The organism is Frigoribacterium sp. CFBP 13707, from assembly GCF_014842245.1.
GTDB lineage: Bacteria > Actinomycetota > Actinomycetes > Actinomycetales > Microbacteriaceae > Frigoribacterium > Frigoribacterium endophyticum.
Window position 1 is genome coordinate 13,042 of sequence record NZ_JACYVL010000003.1, and the last position, 21,484, is coordinate 34,525.

General features: G+C 71.4%; 20 protein-coding genes and 1 tRNA gene. 12 read left to right on the forward strand and 9 right to left on the reverse strand.

What is annotated here, in order from left to right; genetic code table 11:
- Positions 1-1,231 precede the first annotated feature (1,231 nt).
- The 8 genes from IFT45_RS07095 to IFT45_RS07130 all read left to right on the forward strand — a co-directional run bounded on the left by IFT45_RS07095 (position 1,232) and on the right by IFT45_RS07130 (position 8,114).
- Positions 1,232-2,344: a prephenate dehydrogenase gene (locus tag IFT45_RS07095; RefSeq protein ID WP_192127789.1), complete on the forward strand. Its 1,113-nt coding sequence runs from the start codon at positions 1,232-1,234 to the stop codon at positions 2,342-2,344.
- Between the two features lie 152 nt (positions 2,345-2,496).
- Complete coding sequence (gene cmk, locus IFT45_RS07100) at positions 2,497-3,174, forward strand: (d)CMP kinase (RefSeq protein WP_192127791.1); 678 nt, start codon at positions 2,497-2,499, stop codon at positions 3,172-3,174.
- A gap of 8 nt (positions 3,175-3,182) precedes the next feature.
- Entirely contained in the window at positions 3,183-4,691 is a 1,509-nt protein-coding gene (gene der, locus IFT45_RS07105; RefSeq protein ID WP_056055401.1) for a ribosome biogenesis GTPase Der, read from the forward strand.
- A 142-nt stretch (positions 4,692-4,833) separates the two neighbouring features.
- Positions 4,834-5,178, forward strand: coding sequence for a hypothetical protein (locus tag IFT45_RS07110; protein ID WP_192127443.1), 345 nt, complete (start codon positions 4,834-4,836; stop codon positions 5,176-5,178).
- Entirely contained in the window at positions 5,175-6,308 is a 1,134-nt protein-coding gene (locus IFT45_RS07115; RefSeq protein ID WP_192127445.1) for a hypothetical protein, read from the forward strand. The genes IFT45_RS07110 and IFT45_RS07115 overlap by 4 nt, the downstream gene beginning before the upstream one ends.
- Complete coding sequence (locus IFT45_RS07120; RefSeq protein ID WP_192127446.1) at positions 6,194-6,982, forward strand: hypothetical protein; 789 nt, start codon at positions 6,194-6,196, stop codon at positions 6,980-6,982. The genes IFT45_RS07115 and IFT45_RS07120 overlap by 115 nt, the downstream gene beginning before the upstream one ends.
- On the forward strand, positions 6,979-7,512 hold the full coding sequence (locus tag IFT45_RS07125; RefSeq protein WP_206759066.1) for a hypothetical protein: 534 nt from the start codon (positions 6,979-6,981) through the stop codon (positions 7,510-7,512). The genes IFT45_RS07120 and IFT45_RS07125 overlap by 4 nt, the downstream gene beginning before the upstream one ends.
- A 107-nt stretch (positions 7,513-7,619) precedes the next feature.
- A complete protein-coding gene (locus IFT45_RS07130) occupies positions 7,620-8,114 on the forward strand; it encodes a hypothetical protein (protein ID WP_371741202.1) in 495 nt (164 codons plus the stop codon).
- A 45-nt stretch (positions 8,115-8,159) separates the two neighbouring features.
- Here IFT45_RS07130 and IFT45_RS07135 read toward each other — a convergent pair whose 3' ends face one another.
- From IFT45_RS07135 to IFT45_RS07150, 4 genes are all read right to left on the reverse strand, one after another.
- The gene (locus IFT45_RS07135) at positions 8,160-9,074 is read right to left on the reverse strand and encodes an ABC transporter permease (RefSeq protein ID WP_371810898.1); all 915 of its coding nucleotides are present in this window, start codon (positions 9,072-9,074) and stop codon (positions 8,160-8,162) included.
- Positions 9,071-10,138 (reverse strand): aliphatic sulfonate ABC transporter substrate-binding protein, encoded by a 1,068-nt coding sequence (locus IFT45_RS07140; protein WP_192127448.1) that lies wholly within the window; start codon positions 10,136-10,138, stop codon positions 9,071-9,073. The genes IFT45_RS07135 and IFT45_RS07140 overlap by 4 nt, the downstream gene beginning before the upstream one ends.
- 90 nt (positions 10,139-10,228) lie before the next feature.
- The gene (locus IFT45_RS07145) at positions 10,229-11,044 is read right to left on the reverse strand and encodes an ABC transporter ATP-binding protein (RefSeq protein ID WP_192127450.1); all 816 of its coding nucleotides are present in this window, start codon (positions 11,042-11,044) and stop codon (positions 10,229-10,231) included.
- Positions 11,045-11,321: 277 nt separating this feature from the next.
- Positions 11,322-12,359 (reverse strand): HNH endonuclease, encoded by a 1,038-nt coding sequence (locus tag IFT45_RS07150; protein WP_192127452.1) that lies wholly within the window; start codon positions 12,357-12,359, stop codon positions 11,322-11,324.
- Between the two features lie 68 nt (positions 12,360-12,427).
- On the opposite strand from IFT45_RS07150, the gene IFT45_RS07155 reads away from it, so the two are divergent.
- The 3 genes from IFT45_RS07155 (at position 12,428) to IFT45_RS07165 (ending at position 14,717) form a co-directional block, all read left to right on the forward strand.
- A tRNA-Pro gene (locus tag IFT45_RS07155) sits at positions 12,428-12,504 on the forward strand.
- A gap of 127 nt (positions 12,505-12,631) precedes the next feature.
- Positions 12,632-12,952 carry a nucleotide pyrophosphohydrolase gene (locus tag IFT45_RS07160; protein WP_192127454.1) on the forward strand — a complete coding sequence of 107 codons (321 nt, stop codon included), beginning with the start codon at positions 12,632-12,634 and terminating at the stop codon, positions 12,950-12,952.
- Positions 12,942-14,717: a DUF2075 domain-containing protein gene (locus IFT45_RS07165; protein WP_192045824.1), complete on the forward strand. Its 1,776-nt coding sequence runs from the start codon at positions 12,942-12,944 to the stop codon at positions 14,715-14,717. The genes IFT45_RS07160 and IFT45_RS07165 overlap by 11 nt, the downstream gene beginning before the upstream one ends.
- A 45-nt stretch (positions 14,718-14,762) precedes the next feature.
- Here IFT45_RS07165 and IFT45_RS07170 read toward each other — a convergent pair whose 3' ends face one another.
- Positions 14,763-16,805 carry a nuclease-related domain-containing DEAD/DEAH box helicase gene (locus tag IFT45_RS07170; RefSeq protein WP_197982289.1) on the reverse strand — a complete coding sequence of 681 codons (2,043 nt, stop codon included), beginning with the start codon at positions 16,803-16,805 and terminating at the stop codon, positions 14,763-14,765.
- A 431-nt stretch (positions 16,806-17,236) separates the two neighbouring features.
- Entirely contained in the window at positions 17,237-17,698 is a 462-nt protein-coding gene (locus IFT45_RS07175) for a GNAT family N-acetyltransferase (protein ID WP_192127458.1), read from the reverse strand.
- Positions 17,699-18,062: 364 nt separating this feature from the next.
- Between IFT45_RS07175 and IFT45_RS07180 the strand changes: the two genes are divergently transcribed.
- Complete coding sequence (locus IFT45_RS07180) at positions 18,063-18,611, forward strand: G5 domain-containing protein (protein ID WP_244637816.1); 549 nt, start codon at positions 18,063-18,065, stop codon at positions 18,609-18,611.
- A 206-nt stretch (positions 18,612-18,817) separates the two neighbouring features.
- On the opposite strand, the gene IFT45_RS07185 is transcribed toward IFT45_RS07180, so the two are convergent.
- The 3 genes from IFT45_RS07185 to IFT45_RS07195 form a co-directional block, all read right to left on the reverse strand.
- A complete protein-coding gene (locus IFT45_RS07185) occupies positions 18,818-19,645 on the reverse strand; it encodes an inositol monophosphatase family protein (protein WP_192127460.1) in 828 nt (275 codons plus the stop codon).
- A gap of 94 nt (positions 19,646-19,739) precedes the next feature.
- Positions 19,740-20,045, reverse strand: coding sequence for a hypothetical protein (locus IFT45_RS07190; protein ID WP_192127463.1), 306 nt, complete (start codon positions 20,043-20,045; stop codon positions 19,740-19,742).
- A 209-nt stretch (positions 20,046-20,254) separates the two neighbouring features.
- Positions 20,255-21,172, reverse strand: a complete 918-nt coding sequence (locus tag IFT45_RS07195; RefSeq protein WP_192127464.1) for a hypothetical protein — start codon at positions 21,170-21,172, stop codon at positions 20,255-20,257.
- Between the last annotated feature and the right edge of the window lie 312 nt (positions 21,173-21,484).

A 21,484-nucleotide genomic window follows, 5' to 3' on the forward strand; every position in this document is an offset into this window, starting at 1 on the left:
CTCGCGACGCAAAGCGCCGCCGCGGGCCGTCCGGCTTCACGGGCGACGCCTCGGCCGCTCCGTCGCGCCGGGCCGAGGTGCGCCGCCAGCAGGCCGGCCGCCGCGAGCCCCGCGACGAGCGCGGTGCGCGCCCGGCGCGCGACGACCGCGGTGGGTACCAGGGTCGCGACGACCGCGGTGGCCGTCCGGCCGCGCGCGACGACCGTGGCGGGTACCAGGGCCGTGACGACCGCGGCGGGCGTCCGGCCCGTGACGAGCGTGGTGGCTACCAGGGTCGCGACGACCGTGGCGGGCGACCCGAGCGTGGCGGCTACCAGGGTCGCGACGACGGTGGCGGGCGGCCCGACCGCGGTGGCTTCGTGTCGCGCGACGACCGTGGCTCGCGTCCTGAGCGCGGGGGCTTCGTCTCCCGCGACGACCGTGGCGGTGCGTCGCGGGGCGGCGACCGTCCGCTGAGCGCCGGCGAGGAGCGCGCGGCGGGCTACCCGAACCGCGACGCGAACCGCGACCCGCGCACGGGCCGTCCCTCCGGCGTCCGCGCCGGTGGCCCCGGCGCCGGCCGCGGAGGCCGTGACTACCCCGTCCGCGACGACCGCACGGGCGACCGCGGCGGGTACCAGGGTCGTGACGACCGCTCCGGCGACCGTGGCGCGCCTCCTCGCGGTGGCTACCAGGGTCGTGACGACCGTGGTGCGCCGTCGCGCGGCGGGTACCAGGGCCGTGACGACCGTTCGGGCGACCGTGGCGGACCTTCGCGTGGTGGGTACCAGGGTCGTGACGACCGTGGCGGCCCCTCGCGGGGCGGCTACCAGGGTCGCGACGACCGGTCGAGCGACCGTGGTGCGCCCTCGCGCGGCGGGTACCAGGGTCGTGACGACCGCTCGGGCGACCGTGGTGCGCCGTCGCGCGGCGGCTACCAGGGTCGCGACGACCGTGGCGGGCCTTCGCGTGGGGGGTACCAGGGTCGTGACGACCGCTCGGGCGACCGCGGCGGCTACCAGGGCCGTGACGACCGTGGCGGGCCCTCGCGGGGTGGGTACCAGGGTCGTGACGACCGTGGCGGGCCCTCGCGCGGCGGCTACCAGGGCCGTGACGACCGTCGCGACGACCGCGGCGGCGACCGTCCGTACCGCGGCCGCCCCGACGGCGACGGCCGCGGGCCCCGGGGAGGCGGCCGGTCGTGACCGACCCGACCCGCGACTCCTCGACGCTGCCTGAGCCGGCGACGGCGGTGACCGTCGGCGACCTCGTCGACGGCAGCCGCCGCCTCGCCGGCCAGGTGCGCGTCGTGGGCGCGGGCCTGCTCGGCACCAGCATCGGCCTGCGCCTGCGCCAGCACGGGGTGGACGTCGTGCTCGACGACGTCTCGCCGTCGGCGCGCGCGCTCGCCGTCGACTACGGCGCCGGCCGCGTGCCCGCCGCCGACGACGCCCCCGTGCTCGTCGTCGTCGCGGTGCCGCCCGACGTCACCGCCGAGATCGTGCACCGCGAGCTGCAGGCCCACCCGGAGGCGCTGGTCACCGACGTCGCGTCGGTCAAGGGCCTGCCCCTCGACGAGCTCGTCGCCCTCGGCGCCGACGTCTCGCGCTACATCGGCTCGCACCCCATGGCCGGGCGCGAGCGCGGCGGGGCCGTCTCGGCCCGCGCCGACCTCTTCGTCGGCCGCCCGTGGGTCATCGCCGGGCACGACGACATCAGCTACCGGCGCGCGGCCCTCGTCGAGGACCTCGCGCTCGACCTCGGGGCGACCCCGATCGAGATGACGCCGGAGGAGCACGACGCCGGCGTCGCCCTCGTCAGCCACGTGCCGCAGGTCGTGGCGAGCCTCACGGCGGCCCGTCTGCGCGACGCGCCCGACGCGTCCCTCGCCCTGGCCGGCGGCGGGGTGCGCGACGTCACGCGCATCGCGAGCAGCGACCCGGCCCTGTGGGTGCAGATCCTCGGGGCGAACGCGCCGCGCGTCGCCGCGGTGCTCCGCGAGCTGCGCGACGACCTCGACGGCGTCGTCGCCGCGCTCGACGCCCCCTCGGCCCCCGGCGCACGTCGTGCGGTGGCCGACCTCATCGGAGCCGGCAACGCCGGCGTCTCACGGCTGCCCGGCAAGCACGGCCAGTCGACCCAGTTCCGCTCGGTGGTCGTCATGGTCGACGACACGCCGGGCCAGCTCGCCCGCCTGCTCACCGAGATCGGTGAGATCGGCGTCAACCTGGAAGACCTGCGCCTGGAGCACTCGCCCGGCGCGCTGGTCGGACTCGCGGAGGTGTCCATCGTGCCCGAACAAGAAGACCGGCTCGTCGCCGAGCTGCAGCAGCGCGGCTGGACCGTCGTCGGAGGTGTCGCGTGAGCGCCGCGGACGGCGGCGCCGGTGCCGACCTCACCGGTGCCGACCTGACCGGTGCCGACCTCGGGGTGGAGCGCTCGCCGGGTGAGCACGGCGTCGGCGGCCCCGCCGGCGAGGCGCACACCGCCGAGCTGCGCGACGAGACCGCCGAGGCCGTGCACCGCCACGTCGTCGTCGCCGTCGACGGCCCCGCCGGCAGCGGCAAGTCGAGCGTCAGCCGCGCCTCGGCGATCGCCCTCAACTACGACTACCAGGACACCGGCGCCGCCTACCGGGCCTTCGCCCTGCACGCCCTGCAGACGGCCGTCGACCTCGACGACGCGGACGCGATCGTGGGCGCGCTGCCCTCGTTCCGGTACGCGATCGAGATCGACCCGCACCGCGCCTCCTCGGTGACCGTCGACGGCGTCGACGTGACCGACGAGATCCGCACGCCCCGCGTCACCGGCGCGGTCAGCCACGTCGCGAAGGTGCCGGAGGTGCGGCGCTACATGGTCGACCTGTTCCGTCGCGTGATCGCCTCGACCGACAAGGCCGGCATCGTCACCGAGGGCCGGGACATCACGACCGTGGTCGCGCCGGACGCCCAGGTGCGGATCCTGCTGACGGCGAGCGAAGAAGCTAGGATGGCCAGGCGTTCAGCCGAGGTCACCGGGCAGAGCGCCGAGGAGACCGCTCGGCAGCTCTCGACCCGCGACCGGCTCGACAGCAAGGTCGTCGACTTCATGACCGCCGCCCCCGGCGTCTCGACGGTCGACTCCACCCACCTCGACTTCGACCAGACCGTGCAGGCCGTGGTCGAGCTCGTGCAGACGAGCACCCCCACTTCCTAGGAGCCTCCATGGCAGACGACGACAAGTACCCCGCGCTCGACGACTCGATGGTCGAGCGGATCCAGACGATCCCCGACGAGGACGCCGAGCAGCGCGCCCGCGCCCTCCGCGCCGGCCTCGCCGACTACGAGCTCGACGACACCGACCTCGACGTGCTCGACGGCGGCGAGTGGGACCCGAACGCGCTCACCTACGCGCCGGCCCTGCCGGTGCTGGCGATCGTCGGCCGCCCCAACGTCGGCAAGAGCCAGATGGTCAACCGCATCCTCGGCCGCCGCGAGGCCGTCGTCGAGGACAAGCCCGGCGTGACCCGTGACCGCGTCTCGTACAAGGCCGAGTGGGGTGGGCGCCGCTTCACCCTCGTCGACACCGGCGGGTGGGAGCCCGGCGCGATCGGCATCGACCGGTCCGTGGCCCTCCAGGCCGAGATCGCCGTCGACCTCGCCGACGCCGTGCTCTTCGTCGTCGACGTCAACGTCGGGGCGACCGCCACCGACGAGGCCGTCGTGCGGATGCTCCGCGCCTCGCACAAGCCCGTCATCCTCGTCGCCAACAAGAGCGACGACGCCCGGAAGGACCTGGAGGCCGCCGCGCTCTGGTCGCTCGGCCTCGGCGAGCCCTTCCCCGCGTCGGCGCTGCACGGCCGCAACGTGGCCGACCTGCTCGACCTGGTCATGACCAAGCTGCCCGCCGTCTCGACCGTCGCGAAGGAGGAGATCGGCGGCCCCCGCCGCGTCGCCATCCTCGGGCGCCCGAACGTCGGCAAGAGCTCGCTGCTGAACAAGGCCGCGGGGGAGGAGCGGGTCGTCGTCAACGAGCTGGCCGGCACCACCCGTGACCCGGTCGACGAGCAGGTCGAGATCGCCGGACGCGTGTGGACCTTCGTCGACACGGCCGGCATCCGCAAGCGCGTCCACCTGCAGCAGGGCGCCGACTTCTACGCGTCGCTCCGCACGTCGGCCGCGCTGGAGAAGGCCGAGGTCGCCGTCGTCGTCATCGACGTCACCGAGCAGATCTCGACGCAGGACCTCCGCATCATCGACCTGGTGCTCGAGTCGGGCCGCGCGCTCGTGCTCGCCTTCAACAAGTGGGACCTCCTCGACGACGACCGCCGCCGCTACCTCGAGCGCGAGATCGAGCAGGACCTGGACCACGTGTCGTGGGCGCCGCGCGTCAACATCTCGGCCCGCACCGGCCGCCACCTCGAGAAGCTCGTGCCCGCCCTCGAGCTCGCGCTCGACTCGTGGGACACCCGCATCCCCACCGGCAAGTTCAACGCCCTGCTCGCCGAGCTGGTCGCGGAGCACCCGCACCCGCTGCGCTCGGGCAAGCAGCCGCGCATCCTGTTCGGCACCCAGGCGGCCAACCGCCCGCCGACCTTCGTGCTGTTCACGACCGGCTTCCTCGACCCGCAGTACCGCCGCTTCATCACGCGCCGCCTGCGCGAGATCTTCGGCTTCGAGGGCACGCCCATCACGGTGAACATGCGGGTGCGCGAGAAGCGCAAGCGCCCCTGACCGGGCGGCCCCCGGGCCGTTCCCCTCACAGCCGCTGGAGCACGACGCCCGGTGTGGACCCCGTCCACGCCGGGCGTTCGTGTTGCTAGGGTCGTCCGTACGTCACATGACGTATATCGACGGCGATGCGGAGGGCTGCGGCATGACGACAGGGGTGAGCGTCGATCTCGACGCGCTGGGCGAGATGAGCGAGGTGATGGCGCACGCGCGCGACGACCTGCCCTTCTCCCATCAGCTGACGGGCGACTGCACGGCGGCGCTCGGCTCGGGCGAGGTCGCGGCCGCCCTCGCGGAGGTGAGCCGCCACCTGGCACGCCGGGTCGACCGCCTGGTCGCGGCGATCACGGACGCGGCGCGGCTGCCGCGCCGCTTCGCGGAGGAGCTGCGCGCGGCGGACGAGTCGCTGGCGGGCGTGGCGGCGGGCACGGCGGGCGTGGCAGCGGGCACGGCAGGCCTGGCGGGGGCGGTAGGGGGCGGTCGACGGTGACCGGGCACGAGGGTGACCCCGGCCGGGGCGACGCCGCCGAGGTCGAGCGGCTCGCGCGCTGGCGGCGGGAGAAGGTCGACGACCTCGACCTCGGGCGCTACCACGCGGTGCGCTGTGGCGAGTGGGCGGCGACCTCGTGGCGGGCCGAGTCGGGTCGTGCCTTCGTCGCGGAGGCGGAGGCGATCGTGCGGGAGCTCGACGTGCTTCTGTCGACGGTCGACGAGCACGGCGTCGCCCTCGAGGGCTACGCGAGGGAGCTCGTCGACATCGCCGCCGCTCAGCGGCTGCTCGAGCAGGCGCGGGCGAGGGCGGAGGAGGCGCGGGACGACGCGTCGGCCACCCTGGTCGTCCTCGAGGCGGAGGCGGAGCTGCGGGTCGATCTGCCCGGGGTCTCGACGCCCGCCGATCACCGGCACGTCGAGCGGTCGGCCCTCGAGCGGCGGATCGTCGACGCGGTCGCCGAGCTCGGCGTCGTGGGGCGACGGTGGGCCGAGCTCGTCGACCGGCGGCGGGCCGCCGACCACCGCCTCCTCTCGGCCCTGCACGGCGGGGGAGCGGTCGGAGCGCTCGTCGAGACCGCCGACGCCGCCCGCGGCGTCACGAGCCCGGAGGGTGCGCTGGGGGTCGTGGCGGGGCTGACGCCGTTCGAGCTGGCGTCGCTGCTGGCCGACGTGCCGCTGCTGGCCGTGCTCGTCGGCCAGGCGTCGCCCGAGGAGGTGCGCGGCTGGTGGGAGTCGCTCGGCGTCGACGTCGCGCTCGACGAGGACGGCTTCTCCGCGGCGCAGCGGGCGCTGCTGGCGGGGGCGCCCGGCCTCTTCGGCGCGCTGGACGGCCTGCCGCCGAGCGCGCGGGTCCGGGCCAACGGGATCGCCGCGCGTCGACAGATCGCCGAGAACGAACGGACGATCGCGGGGGTGCTCGACGACCCGGAGCGAGGCGCCGTGATGGACGGGCTCGTGACGGCGCTGCGGAGGGAAACGAGTACCTCGCGCGTGCCGCGGCGGTGCCGCCGGCGGTGCAGCTCTACACGTGGGACCGCGAGGGCGACCGCATCGTCGAGATGGTCGGCGACTGGGAGGCTCCGCCCGAGCGCGTGTACACGTACGTGCCCGGCACGTTCTCGGAGATGACGGGGTTCTGGGCGGAGAGCGGGGGCACGCAGTCGGTGGGCACCTGGCTCGTCGAGACCGACTCCGTCGACAGCGTCGCCTTCGTCTACAAGGACGGCCGCTTCCCCGGAGGGGGCGGCGTGGTCGCCCCGACGGAGACGATGGGCCTCGTGCCCGGCCTGCTCGAGGCGAACGACCAGGGCTACGCCCGCGAGTCGGGAGACCGCCTGGCCGCCTTCCAGCGGGGCCTGCACGCCGACCCGCTCTTCCGGTCGGCGCCGCCCGTCGAGGTCGCCGTCGGGCACAGCTGGGGCCTCGCCGACGTGTTGGCCTCGGAGGTGGCCGGGGCCCGGTACGACCACGTGGTGTCGCTCGCGGGGGCGGGCGCCGTCGACGACTGGCAGCCCGACCCGTCGACCGAGTACGACTCGCTGCGCTACCGCGACGCCCTCGGGCTGGCCCAGGCGACCGGCGGTGTCTACGCGGGGAGGGACCCCCAGTCGATGGTGGTCTTCGAGGACCAGGTGTTCGAGAGCGACGGAGACCGCGCTCTCGAGCTCGGCTCGCCGGTCACGGAGTGGTTCGAGGTGCTCGCGGCCAACCACGGCCTCGTCGCGACGACCGAGGTCGAGAACAGGCTCGTGCTCGGTCAGCTGCTGGCGGAGCTCGAGCGCAAGGACGTGTGGCCCCGATGAGGGTGCTGCACAGGTCGGTCGCGGTCGTCGCCGTGGCCTCGGTGGTCGCGGTGGCGACGGGAGGATGTTCCATGCTGACAGGGCCCCGTGCCGACCGGACGCCGGTGCCGATCTCGCGGCAGCCGCTGGCGGAGATCAAGGTCGACGTCAAGGCCGTCGAGGCCGACCTGGCCTCGTTCGTACCCGCCGAGCTGGTGCTCGCCGTCGAGCCCGACACGAGCGGCGTCATCATGGACTGCTCGAACGGGGGCGTCTCGTGGGCGAGCCACACGACGGTGCGGGTGTCGCGGCCCCCCGACTTCGAGGAGATGGCCGAGCGCCTCCGGGCGACGTGGGCGCGCGCCTCCGAGTTCTCGGTCGTCGTCGGTGACCCCCGCCAGGCCGGCGACGGCTTCTACCTCGTGGGGTCGGGGGCGCAGAGCTACATGGTCGGCATGCTCGGCGACGTCGTCCAGATCATGTCGTTCGGGCCCTGCTTCGAGCTCGTGCCCGAGCGCGACGGCTACGCGTGGGACATCCGGGCGGAGTAGCGGGCGAGATGGTGCACGATGGGGTCGTGCGACTTGTGCGAGACGGCGTGGTGCGACCCCGGGAGGGTGCCGAGGCGACCACGCGGCTGAGCGATGCGGCCGACGAGCTGTGGCGGCGCCTCCGGCTGGACCGCCTCGCGGGCGGGCGGCAGGCGAGCTACGTCATCCACGAGGACATGCGGGAGCACCCGCGCACGGTGCGGGCGTTCATGGGCATCCGCTGGCTGCTGCTCGCCGAGACCGTCGTCGGCCTCACCGCGATCTTCATCGCGGCCGTGCTGACGGCCCGCGGGGAGCACGTGCCGTGGGCGGTGTGGTTCCGGTCGACCGTCGTGCTCTTCCTCACCGCGACGCTCTACGTCTTCGCCTGGCGCGCCCAGCTCGGCTGGTGGTGGGCCTACGCCCGGCTGAGGCTGTTCAGCCGCATCTTCCCGATCGTCACGCTCGTCGTCGCGACCATCCCCGGGCTGTACCCGTTCTGGATGGTCGTCGAGCAGATCGTCTTCTCGCTCATCATGATCGGGATCGGCGACCTGCTGACCAGCGACCACATGCGCGAGGCGTTCCCGCGGCCGGCGAAGGGCGGGCGCGACCGGCGCTGACGGGTGTCGCTGCTGCTGCTGCTGTCGCCGCCGCTGCCGTCGCGGCTAGCGCCAGCGGCGGAGCAGGACCTTCTGCAGGAGGTTCAGCACCGCGTCGGTGAGGGTGCCGAGCACGGCGAGCAGGATGATCGCGAGGAACATCCGGTCGACGCGGCCGTTCGCCTGCGAGTCAGAGAGCAGGAAGCCGAGGCCCATCGACGAGGCGATCAGCTCGGCCGCGACGAGGAACAGCCACGACTGCGCCAGGGCCAGCCGGAGCCCCGACACGAGCGACGGCAGCACGGCCGGCAGCTGCACCCGGGCGAAGAGCGAGACGGGGCCGAGGCCGTAGGCGCGGCCCGCCTCCACGAGGTGGGGGTCGACGTGCCGGAGCGAGCCGGCGACCGTGGTGAACACGGGGAAGGCCGCACCGATCGCGATCAGGGTGATCTTCGAGTCCTCGCCGATGCCGAGGTAGAGGATGAGCAGCGGCACCCAGGCCAGCGACGGTACCGCGCGCACCGCGGCGATCGACGGCGCCAGCAGCGCCTCGCCGACCCGCGACAGCCCGACCACCGCGCCGAGCACGAGGCCGACGACCGAGCCGACCGCGAAGCCGATCAGCACCCGCTGCACTGAGATCGCGACGTACTGGCCGAGCTGCCCGGTGCCGGCGAGCTGCACGCCCGCCGTCCAGACGTCGAGCGGCGAGGGGACCTTGTAGGCCGGGACATCGCCGACCGTGGTGGCGAGCACCCACGCGAGCACGAGGGCGACGGGCAGGATCGCCCCGAGCAGTGCCAGGCCGCGGCGCCGGGAGCGGGACGGTGCGGGGGTGCCGGCCCGCGACTCCTGCGAGCCCGACCGGGCCCCGGCACCGGACCCGGCAGCACCGCCGGCGCGCGCGTCCGCGGCCGCGGCCTCGACGACGGCGAGCGACTCGGCCCGGCGGCCGTCGATCGGGAGCGACTGGTCGGTCACGACGCCGTCGCGGCCTTCGCGTAGGTGTCGTCGAAGAGGGAGTCGAGGGCGTCGTCGACGGCTCCCTCGGAGGCGACGTCGCCCGACTCGACGAGGATGGGCGCGACCTTCTCGAGCACGGCGCGCTGGTCGTCGCCGGGCACCGGGTCGACGTCGAAGTGGGTGCGGTCGAGCACGCTCGTCGCGACGGCGGGGTCGATGCTGGCGACCCCGGCGAGGATCTCAGCGGTCTGCTCGGGGTTCTCCTCGGCCCAGGCGCGGGCCTCCTCGTAGGCGTCGACGACGACCTGGGCGAGGTCGGGCGACTCGTCGAGGAACGACTCCGTCGCGTTGAGGAACCCGTAGGTGTTGAAGTCGACGTTGCGGTAGAGCAGCTTCGTGCCCGACTCGGCCTCGCTCGCGGCCATGATCGGGTCGAGCCCGGCCCAGGCGTCGACGCTGCCGTTCTCGAGGGCGGCGCGGCCGTCGGCGTGCTGGAGGTTCTGCACCGTGACGTCCTGAGGGCTGAGGCCGTTCGCCTCGAGCGCCTGCAGCAGGAAGAAGTAGGGGTCGGTGCCCTTCGTCGCGGCGACGGTCTTGCCCTTGAGGTCGGCGACGTCGGTGATCGCGCTGTCGCCGGGGACGACGAGGGCCGACCACTCGGGCTGCGAGTAGATGTCGATCGTCTTGATGGGGGAGCCGTTCGAGCGGGCGAGCAGGGCGGCCGAGCCGGCGGTCGAGCCGACGTCGACGGCCCCGGCGCGCAGCAGCTCGTTGGCCTTGTTCGAGCCGGCCGACTGGGTCCAGGTGACGGTGACGTCGTCGCCGAGGGCGTCCTCGATGAACCCCTGGTCCTTCACGATCAGGCTCAGCGGGTTGTAGGTGGCGAAGTCGACGTCGAGGGTGTCGGCGCTCCACTCGGCGGTGCTCGCGCTGGCGTCGCCGCCGGCCGCGGCCGCCGCGTCGCCGTCGGAGTCCTCGCCGGCGACGCAGCCCGTGAGGGCCAGCGCCGCGACGGCCGTCATGCCGAGGGCCGCGAAGGAGGCGCGGGTGCGGCGCGAGGGGGAGGTGCGGTGGCGGGTCATGGTCGTCTCCGTGCTGTCGGGGGCGGGGCTGGTGGGGTGGGTGGTGGGGGTGATGGGGCGGGGTGGCCGGCCGGCCGGGACGGTGGCCGGTCAGGCGGTCCGGGCGTGGGCGCGGTGGACGCCGAGGCCCTCGAGCAGCTCCTGCCGGAGGGCGGCGAGCTCGGGGGCGTCGCGGTCGCGGGGGCGGGCACCCGGGACGGTCACGATGCGCTGGACGCTGGTCGCGCCTCCGGTGCTCGCGGCGAGATCAGCGAGCAGCACGACGCGGTCGGCGAGGTAGAGCGCCTCGTCGACGTCGTGCGTCACGAGCACGACGGTCGTCGGCAGGGAGGCGTGGACGTCGAGCAGCAGGTCCTGCATGCGCAGCCGGGTGAGGGCGTCGAGGGCGCCGAACGGCTCGTCGAGCAGCAGCACCGCGGGCTCGCGGGCGAGCGCCCGGGCGAGGCTGGCGCGCTGGGCCATGCCGCCGCTGACCTCGCGGGGGCGGAGGTCGCCTGCTGCTCCGAGCTGGACGAGGTCGAGGAGCTCGGTGAGGCGCGCCTCCTTCGCTGCCTTGCTCAGCGACGACCCGTCGGGCCCTCGACGGGGCAGGCCGAGGGTGACGTTGCCGCGGAGGGTCCGCCAGGGCAGGAGGCGCGGCTCCTGGAACGCGACTGCGCACCGCTGGTCGGCCGGTCGCGCTGCGTCGTCGGCGATCTGCACGGTGCCGACGTCGGGCTGGTCGAGCCCGCCGATCTGGCGCAGCAGGGTCGACTTGCCGCAGCCGGAGGGGCCGAGCACGGCGACGATCTCGCCGGCCGTCACGTCGAGGTCGAGCCCGCGCAGCACGTCGCGCCCGAAGGTGCGGCCGACGCCGCGCAGGCGCAGCGGCAGGGCGCGGGAGGCGGTGGTCGGGTCAGCGGGCATGGGCACGACGGTAGGGCGCGGGCGGCGCTGCCCGCGCGGTGCCCGTAACGGGGCGCAACAGAGGCGAGCGGGGCTCGGGGGCGCGGGGCGCGCCTGTCATCGGTGGTCTGCGTAACACGTTCCGCGCCTCCTCGTGGCGGCGGGTGCCGACGAGATCGCCCCGGCGGCGGTTCTGGTGTTCGGGCGAACTCGGTGATCGTGATGTTCCTCTTCCTGCAGCGGCACGTCGTGACGGGGATCGCGCAGACGGGTTGAAGGAGGGGTGACGGTGCCGGCCTCAGGCGTCGTCGCGGTCGTCACCCGGCCTCGACCATCGGCTCATCGCCTTCTGTGCGGCCCTGGTCCGGTACAGGGCGTCCAACGCCCTCGGGCTCGGACGCTGAGGCAGGTGCGTGAGGGCCTCGCGCGTGATGCGGAGGGCCTCGGCATCCGTGCCCGGCGCGTAGCTCAGTCGCTGCGTGTCGGGGTCGACGATGACCAGGAAGCGATCGAATGCCAGGTGGTGGTTGGCGCAGAGTGGAAGACCGTTGGCGGCCTCATCGATGCCGCCGAGACTCTTCGGGGCGATGTGAGCGGCCTGGACGAGGTGCTCGGAGTCGATGTCGCAGAAGGCGCACCGCGGTCCGTAGCGCTGCAGGACATGGATGCGGAAGCGCAGCTGATTGGGGCGTTCAGCGACGAGGCGCGTCGTGCGTGTGGGGAGTTGCTCGAAGAGGATGAGGGCACGGTCGTCGGCGGGGAGCTCAGAGGGTCTGGGCAGGGGAAGCGGTTCGTCGAAGAACGTGACGACGAAGACTCGCTGGGCGTCGTCGTGCTCGCCGACGTAGCCGAGGCGGACTCGGCGCAGTGAAGCGGCCCCGGGCTCGGGAGAGATGACGAAGACCGGCAGGCCCAGAGCTTGCGCGGTCTTGACGGCCGTGATCTCGTTCGAATCGTGCGCTCCCCGACGATTGGTCGAGGGGTAGTGGTAGAGCAGGCCCTCGTCCGTGAGGTCGTCGTCATAAGAGGTGCCAGTGTGGACGAGCGTGAGCGCGACGGGCCCCGGTCCGTCCCTCGCCCACTCGGCCTTCATGTCGGCGAAGATGCCGGCCTGGCCGCGATAGAGCCCTCTCGCCTCGATGTCGTCCTTGGGACTGAGTCGTCGCGCTCCGCCCCGGGCGAGGAGCTCACGCCACAGTGCCGACCGACGAGCGGCCTCCGTCTCGACCCACGTCGCAATCGTCACGAGTCGATCATTGCTCAGTCCTGGGTGACCGGCGCCGTCGCCACGCCATCCTGCGCCGGAGCTACAGGTGGCAAGACGGGGCCCGTTCATCCGCTATGCTTGTCGGGTTGCCTCGGTCGGGGCAACACCAAGAAATTGTTTCTTCGGAAACGAATTCTCGGGCTGTGGCGCAGCTTGGTAGCGCACTTGACTGGGGGTCAAGGGGTCGCAGGTTCAAATCCTGTCAGCCCGACCAATTACTTCATGCGTCGCATCGCGGGTGCCGGTGTTAGCGCGTAAAGGCCACGGCAGGGAATGGGCCATTCCACCGCGAGCGTCCCCGCTTGCCGAGCTCGGTCAATGCCACTGATACGGTCGGTCGCATGACTGGCAGGGCAACCATGGATGCGATCAAGGCGGTCACTGCGGAGCGTCAGTGGGAGCAGTTCCACGCACCGGAGAACTTGGCCAAGAGCGTCGCCGTCGAGGCCGGCGAGTTGTTGCAGTGCTTCCAGTGGGGAGCCGAATTCGACGTTGACCGCGTGCAGGACGAGTTGGCGGACGTGCTGACCTACTGTCTGCTCCTCGCTGACAAGCTCGGCGTGGACCCGGAGCAGATCGTTCTGCAGAAACTCGCCGTCACTCGGGAGAAATATCCTGTGGACGGAGCCCGGGGTCGGAGCACGAAATACGATGCCCTCTGAGATCGTCCGAGTTCCCTTCGACCGAGAGGCCATCGACCTCTGGGCCCTGACCGATGCGCGCAACGTGGACTGGCCTGTCGTCTACGTCCTCGATCAGTCCAGGCCCCACCGGACCAGCCGGCACCCGCACGAACGGCTGAGAGACATCTACGTGGGCGAGACCCGTAACGGTGCGGGTCGGATGAGGCAGCATCTCGCGAGCCCGGACAAGCGCCAGCTCGACACAGTCCGAGTAGTCGTCGATGAGACCTTCAACAAGTCTGCGTGCCTCGACCTGGAGTCGAGGCTCATCCAGTTGTTCTCAGCCGATGGCGCCTACAGCGTGCTGAACCGCAACGACGGCATCACCTCGGCCAACTACTACGACCGTGAGCGGTACCGAGGCCTGTTCACGGCCGTCGTGCAGCAGCTCAGATCCGAGGGAGTCTTCACGCGGCCGATCCCAGAGATCGAGAACAGCGATCTCTTCAAGTTGTCGCCGTTCAAGGCTCTGACGCAAGACCAAGCCGCAGCTCTTGAGGACATCCTCGAAGGCCTCTTCGTCGACCTCCGCGAAGCGCGGGGCGACACGATCGTCATCCAGGGGCACCCGGGCACGGGCAAGACCGTCGTCGCCATCTACCTGCTCAAGCTGCTCGTCGACATCGGCTCCACGCCTCCTTCGGACGACTTCGACGGGGACTCGCTCTTCGCCGACTTCTTCTTGGGTGAGTACCCGGCTCTGTTGGCGGATCTGCGCGTCGGCATGGTCGTGCCCCAGCAGTCACTCCGCGAGTCGATCAAGCGAGTGTTCCGCAAGACGCCTGGGCTCGACCCAGCCATGGTGTTGACGCCGTTCGAGGTCGGTCAGTCCGACGGTGACTGGGACCTGCTCCTGGTCGATGAAGCCCATCGTCTGAATCAGCGGGCGAACCAGTCGACGGGCGTGCTCAACGCGAAGTTCCCGCTGATCAACGAACGCCTCTACGGCGCTGACGACCTCTCAAAGACGCAGCTCGACTGGATCCGAGCCAAGAGCCGTCACCAGATCTTGTTCGTCGACGAGGCCCAGAGCGTGCGGCCGGCCGATCTGTCGAAGGAGTCCGTCGTCGAGCTTCTCGAAGACGCGCACGCCCGTGGGCGGCACTATCGGCTATCGACGCAGATGCGCGTCCAGGCCGGCGCTGACTACGTGGGATACGTGCGGGACGTTCTCCGGATTGCTCGTGCGGGGCACGCCGTGGGCGACGTCGTGCCCAGGAGCTTCGAGGGTTATGACCTCCGGGTCTTCGACGACCTGGCGAAGATGCACGAGGAGATCCGAGCACGTGATGCTGAGCACGGCCTGGCCCGACTCGTTGCGGGCTACGCCTGGCGGTGGGCTTCGAGGAAGGACCCCGAGGCAGCCGACATCGAGCTCGACGGCGTCGCCCTGAAGTGGAACGGCACGTCCAAGGACTGGATCGCCTCGCGCGGAGCGCTGGAGGAGGTCGGGTCGATCCACACCGTCCAGGGCTACGACCTGAACTATGCCGGCGTCGTCATCGGCCGAGACCTCCGGTACGACGTCGACCGCGACGAACTCTTCATCGATCGCGCTTCGTACTTCGACACCAAGGGTGCAGAGAACAACAAGCAACTCGGGCGGTCCTACACAGACGGCGAGCTGCGTGAGTTCATCAGCAACATCTACGGAGTGCTGCTCACGCGGGGGATCAGGGGAACGTACATCTATGCCGTCGATGCAGGGATGCGTGCCTACGTGAGGCGTTACTTCTCGACCTGAGCGAGGCCCTGAGGCCGCTTGCTCTCACGGCACCGGGAACACTTCTTATGTGCGCGTGCCGACCCAGAGGCCGTCGCGGGCCCGGGTCATCGCGACGTACAGCTCCCGCCGGTCGAGCTCGCGGCGTTCTCGCTCCGTCTCCGAGGAGGGTGCAGGCGTGTCGTGCTCCAGCAGCTCCGCCTTGACTCGCGCCAGCAGCACCTGCTTGAACTCGAGGCCCTTGGCTCGCTTCACTGTTCCGACCTTGACGGCGTCCGTGTGCTGACCGTCGTAGTCGAGGAGATCGATGGCGGGAATGCCGGCGGCGACCAGTGACGCCTTCATGGTGGTGGCGTCCCAGGTCGTGGCGGTCAGGACGCCGATGTCACCCCGCCTCACGCCGATGAGGTGCATCACGTCGCGGACTCGCTCGACGACGGCAGCGTCGTGCTCGGCCCAGGTCTCGTGCCTGGAGAGTACAGGCGCTGGGCCCGTACGTTCGACGGTCTCGACACCGTCGATGGTCTGGCCCGTTCCCTCGATGTCCGCGTACTCGTCACCGAGCACTGCGGCGTTCGCGAAGGCGAGGATCTCCGCTGTGTTCCGGTGGTTCACGTCGAGGACGACTCCTCGACCGCTCAGGGAGATCCCGACCTCGGAGAGCGTGTAGCCCCCGGGGTAGATGGTCTGCTGGCCGTCGCCGATGAGGGTAAGACCATCGGGCCGGTTTCCGACCAGGCTGTGGAGGAAGGCGACCATGGCGCAGGTGAGGTCCTGCGCCTCATCAACGAGGACAGCGCCGTACCCCGTGATCGGCGTGGTTCTGACGCTGGAGAGCGCCATCAGGATGACGTCAGCGAAGTCGATCGCCTTCCGTCGACGGAGTCCCGCGTCGTAGCGCTCGTAGAGGGACCAGACGCTCCTGCGCTGATCGACCGTCAGGCGGTGCCTGCGTCCCACGCGCGCCAGGTCCGCGTACTGCTCGAACGTGCGGATGCCACGGCCCTTGATGACGTAGGTGATCTCGTCTCGCCAGTAGTCGGAGGACATCCTCGAGGAGCCGAGAGCGCCTCCTTCGCTTCTCCCTGCCCACGCTTCGGCGAACGCAGCATCAGCCGCCTTCGGGTCGATGCGGACAGACGTGCCGCGTTCTCTGAGGATGCCGAGCGCCAACTTGTGGATGTTCGCGAACTCGACCTGATGCGCGGCCTCGGGAGCCATCCTGACGAAGAGGTTCTCGAGCACGACGGGGAGCGTCTTGACGAAAGTCGTGAAGAGGACCTTGCCTTGCCCTCCGCGGGCCAGGTAGGCGGCACGGTGGAGGCCGACGACGGTCTTGCCGGTGCCGGCGGACCCGCGGATGCGCGCTGGGCCGTTGAAGCTGCGGCGGGCGAGCTTGGCCTGTGCCGGGTCGAGGAACGACATCCACGTCTCGATGGGAGCCTCGAGGACCCCGTCGAGGAGGGCTGCGTTGACCTCCTCGGCGGTGATGAGCTCGGCCGTGTCGACGGGATCAGTCGGTCGAGTGAGGACCGGCTCCGGCACGGTGACGTCGATGGCGGAGGACGTCCGCAACACCGGGAAGTGGTCGAGGACGCGACGGAGCACCGTGTCGACCTGCAACGAGGTGAGGCGGGCGCCGGGCGAGGTGACGTGACGGAGGGCGTCGTGCTCGCCGATCACGGTCACGGGACCGACCGTCTCCCTGATGCCTCGGTGGCCCGCCAGCACGGCGAGCGCGTGCACCTCGGTCGCGGCCAGGCCCACCTCGGAGAGGAGCGCCTCGGTGTTGTGCGCGAGGTCGGCCATGTTCGCGAGGTCGTCGGACACATCGGCCTGGCCTCGGAAGATGCGGCCGCCGCGGATGGAGACCTCCTTCCACGCCTTCGTGTCGACGATGTGCACGCCGGACGGGCCGACGACGATGAGATCGACCTGGGCGCCGCTGCGACGGCTCCCCGGCCAGGCGCGGTCGGGGAGGAGCGTGTAGCCGACGGCGGCGAGCGGGGCGAGGACGCCGGCGACGCGGCTCTCGGTGATGCCGGCGAGGCCGTAGCGGGCGGCGGCGTCGCGTGCTTCTGCCGCCGCTTGCTCGTGCGCTTCGGCCAAAGCCTGTTGACGATGCGCTTCTTCTCGCGCGGATGCTCCTGCTGCGGCCATGTCATTCCCCCATGTTCGAGGTGAACCTGGTCGGGGTCCGCCTCGGAACCATGCTCACATGGGAGCGCCGAGGGCTCGGTCGATCGTACGGACCCAGTTGAGGGGGGAACCAGTGTTCGACGCAGCGCCGTCTGGACAGGCTGTCGGTGGTCATCGAATTCGGGCTTGATGCCGAGACCTGGGGCTGAGTCGGGATGTCATCCCCTCTTCGTGTTCGCTCTTTTCGATGACTCAAGCAGGAGACGAACTAAGGGCAGACAGACCTGGTCCTGTCGGCATCGGGCGCGCTTCACAAGACTCGTGAGTCACCCAGAGCCAGTGCCAGTGCCATCGAGGTCAGCTGCGGGCCGGGCAGCCGTGTCGGAGGTGACCCGCGCCTCCTAGGGGGTCGTCGGGCGGAGGTCGGCGAGGGGGCGCGACCAGGCGACCTCGCGGGCGAGCTGGCCGCTCGCGCGGAAGAGCTGCACCTGGTGCGTGTCGGGGAGGGCCGCGGCGAGGGCGTCGCGGTCGGCGGGCGTGAAGCCGAGCTTCTGCCAGAAGGGTCCGGAGCGGCGAGAGAAGAGCCAGGCGTGGTCGGCTCCGGCCGCGGCTGCCTGGGTGAGGGCGTGGAGAGCGAGTCGGGATCCGGCACCGCGGGTGCGGCCGGTGGCGGCGACGGCGACGCTGCGGATCAGGGCGTGGGCGCCGTCGGTGCTCGACTCGTAGCCGGTGCTGCCGACGATCATGCCCGTGGGGTCGCGGTCGATCCACAGGTGGAGGCGCGGTGACGGGGCGTCGAGACCGGCGAGGGTGAGATCGGCCGCGGCGAGGAAGGCGCGGAGGTCGCCGAGGTCGGCTGACATCGAAACGCTCGGGGTCGACGCGACGTTCGGAGGCCCTGCATCGGAGGTCGCCAAGGGGGAGACGCGGACTAGGGGCATGGAGTCGATTCTGGTGTGCAGTCGTCCTGCTCGATGCCCGGGGTCACACAGTCCGCGATCGTCCTGGCGGCCTCAGTGAGCATCGCCCCGTCGAACGATGACCTCGTGGCTATCTTCATGACCGGACCCGGAAGGGGGGTTCTCTCCTCCGCTCCACGTGAGTGAGGATCGCTCGGGGCGTCATGGTGACGTCTGTCAGGTCAGGGGGCCTTCGATGACGCACCGCCGAACGACGAACACGATGGGGAGGCTCGCGGTCCAGGGCGCTGCTGTGACAGTGGGGCTCTTGCTGGTCCTGGGGCTCACGGGATGCGGCGACGCGGCACAGGCCGAGAGCGCCCGGGCCGGCTCGGTCGTCCAGGCGTCGCCGTCTCCGACTCCCGTCGTCACGGTCGAGCAGGAGGACGTCACCGAGGTCGTGCCGTTCGACGCCGTCTCGGTCGACGACGCGACTCGCGACATCGGTCAGGACGCTGTCACCGTCACGGGCCAGAACGGGTCGATGGTCCTCACGTACGACGTGACCTACACGGACGGCGTCGAGACATCACGAACTCTCGCGGGTCAGTCCGCCGTCGTTGCGCCTGTGCAGCAGGTCACGAGCGTCGGCACCCGTGTTCCCTACGTCGCCCCGGCACCCGTCGCTGCCCCAGCCCCCGCCGCATCCGGCTGTGACGCCAACTACTCGGGAGCGTGCGTTCCCGTGGCCTCCGACGTCGACTGCGCGGGGGGCAGCGGGAACGGGCCGGCCTACGTGCAAGGCCCGGTGACGATCATGGGCAGCGACGTCTACGACCTGGACCGCGATGGGGACGGCATCGCGTGCGATCGCTGAGGTGCGTCTCCCATCACCCTTGCCGCGGGCGTCAGATGGCCACGGCGGCCACCGGCCTCACGCCCCCGGTCAGACGGGGAAACGCGGGGGTCGCCACCCGCGCCACGCCACGACCGGCGCTGACCGAGGGCGCTCGACTCGAACTACTCCGGCCCGCGCGTTCTTAGCGACTCGGACGTCGAGTGTGCCGGAGGTCGCGGTAACGGTTACGGCTGAATCCAAGGACCCGTGACCGTGCGCAGCACCTCTGAGGCCTCGCCTACCGCCCGAGCGGACCCCGCGAGGTGCCAGCGCCGCCCGAGATGCTCGATCACCTCGGTGCGTCCACCCGCTCCCTCGACGAGGGCGCGCCCCGGCATCCAGTCCCAGTCGTCGCAGTCCCACTGCACCCAGAGTCCGATGCGCCCGGCGGCGACGTCCGCCAGGTCGCACGTTCCCGACCCGCTGATGCGCACGGTCGCCGCCGAGTCGAGCATGCCCGTCATGACGGCGACCACTGTGGGGTCGACCATGTCGGCGGGGTTGACGTAGGTGGCGACACTGCTGTCCGCCAGCGGACGATCGGCCAGGGGAGCGACGCGCTTGCCGTTGACACGCGTGCCTCGGGCATCAGCCAGCCAGGTCTCACCGAGCTCCGGGCGGTGCACAGCGCCGATGACGAGCTCGTCGTCCACCTGCAGCGCCACCGCGCTGCACCACGAGGCCAGGCCCGACAGGAAGTTGAAGGTGCCGTCGACGGGGTCGACTATCCAGAGGCGCCCGTTCCGGGAGTCGGACGAGGTGCCCTCCTCGCCGAGCAGGCCATCGCCGACACGCTCGCGCGCGAGCGTGCCCCGGACGAGGTCCTCGGCCGCACGGTCGGCGGCGCTGACGAGGTCGGCGTTCGACGTTTTCCGTTCGCTCGTGAGCCCTTGGCGGCGCAGCTCGCTCGCCAGTGACGCCGCTCGCGTCACGAGCTGCTCCGCCAGATCGATATCGTCCACGACGGCTCTCGGGGAGGCAGGGTCTTTGCTCGGAGGAAGCACGGTGTCCATTCGTTCAGGGGTCGGGCAGGGATCGACTGCTCGGTCGCGCCGACCGTGGCCTCAGGGGCGCATTCATCACGCGTCGGTCATGGCGACTCTTCAGTCACGCCAGGGAGTGGGACACACGACCTCGCAGCTGCACGATCACCGTGACGGCCGCGAGCGCCGCCGCCGCAGCGGGCAGCACGGGCCCTGCGGCCGAGAACTCGAACACGGGGGCTCCGCCGGGGAAGGCTGCGGACCACGACGCGACCCCCGGGATCGCCAGCGGCGTGCCCGCGACGAGGCTGATGGCGAACGCGACGAGCATCAGCAAGAACATGACGGCCACGGTGAAGAGAAGGGCGCCGACGAGTGCCGACAGGACACCGCCCGCGACGCGCGCGGAATGAGACACGGAGAACATCACCCGATTCTGCTGGTCGCCGGAAGAGCTTGGCAAGTGGTAGCCGGCAAGGCGGGTCCGCCTCGTTGGACAGCGTCACCACCGAGCCCGGCGAGGCTCTCCTGGGGAGGCGCGGATCGAGAGAAGCTCTCCAGTGCGTTAATGCCGTAGCGAAGGAAGCGTTCTTCTCGGGATGGTCAGCAGGTGGTCGCGCAGCGTCACCGGGAGACGGGTCACGTCTCGGGGGAGGGGGTGGTGCGGTGCGAGGCGTCGACGAGGGCCCCGATGGTCGCGATGGCGAGCACGGCGAGCATCACGCCGCCGAGTGCGAGTGACCACGTCGACTCTCGGAGCGAGGAGCCGACGTAGACGAGGGCGGGCAGAGACGACATGACGAGTTCGTTCCGGAGGGGATCGCCGTGGACGATGCCGATCTGCAGCACGAGGAAGGGGAGGGCGATCAGGAGGACGGCGACGATCGGTCGCACCCCCACCGGAGGCCCACCGACGAGGAGGACCGGACCGGCGATCAACGCGAAGAGGACGCTCGATCCCACGAAGCGGACGACGTTGATGTCCGTGGCCGTGAGACCGTGTGCCCGCAGGCGCTGGGACGCGAGCACGATGACGACGCCCGCCACCCCGACGACCACCGTCACGGCGAGGCCGATCGCAGTCGCCGACGAACTCGGCTGCTCTCCAGCGCGTCCCAGCACCAGCAGGACCACCACCACGGACAGCAGCAGCACGATGCTGGGCGCCGTGGCTCGTCGGAGCGACCCTCCTCTCACCGGGAAGAGCAAGAGGGCGAGGAAGGGACCGATCCCTGCCTCGAGCGAGCTCACGGCGACAGCGTCGATCATCGTGATCGCGAGGTAGAAGCCTCCGAAGACCGCGCTCGTCGCGGCGAGGAGGAGGAGGCTCCATCGCCGTGCTGGCGTGACCGACGTCAGCAGCGCGGCCAACCGGCGCGCGCCTCGAGGCCCGAGCGCGGCGACGGAGATCACCGCTGCCGCCACGAACGCGATCAGCGTGTTCGCGACGGCTCCGCCAGGCTCGACCCCGTGGCCGAGGATGACGCTCCCCGCTGCCTGTCCGAGCGTTCCCGTCGCGACGCAGGCCAGGGCTGTTCGCTGAGTAGATTTGCGCATTAGCAAAACACTAGCCGTGACATGTTCCGTGATCCACGCCGCATATCGAGCGACATCACCATCGACCTCCTCTTGTCATGCCCGTGGCCATCGTGTTCGTGCGGCGGCGACCATGCCGTCCCGGTCGCCCCGGTGATGAAGGGCTCATAGAGCGACCTGGCGGCGCCGTCGTGTAACGACTGCGTGAAGGTTCGGGGGCGGGAGGGGGAGGGCGCGGGGCGCGTTTGAGGCCCGTGCCTGCGGGGATCGCGGGGTGCAGAGTGCGCAGCCGACCCGCGCCTCCTACGACCCTGAGGCCTCGCCGCCGGCGCG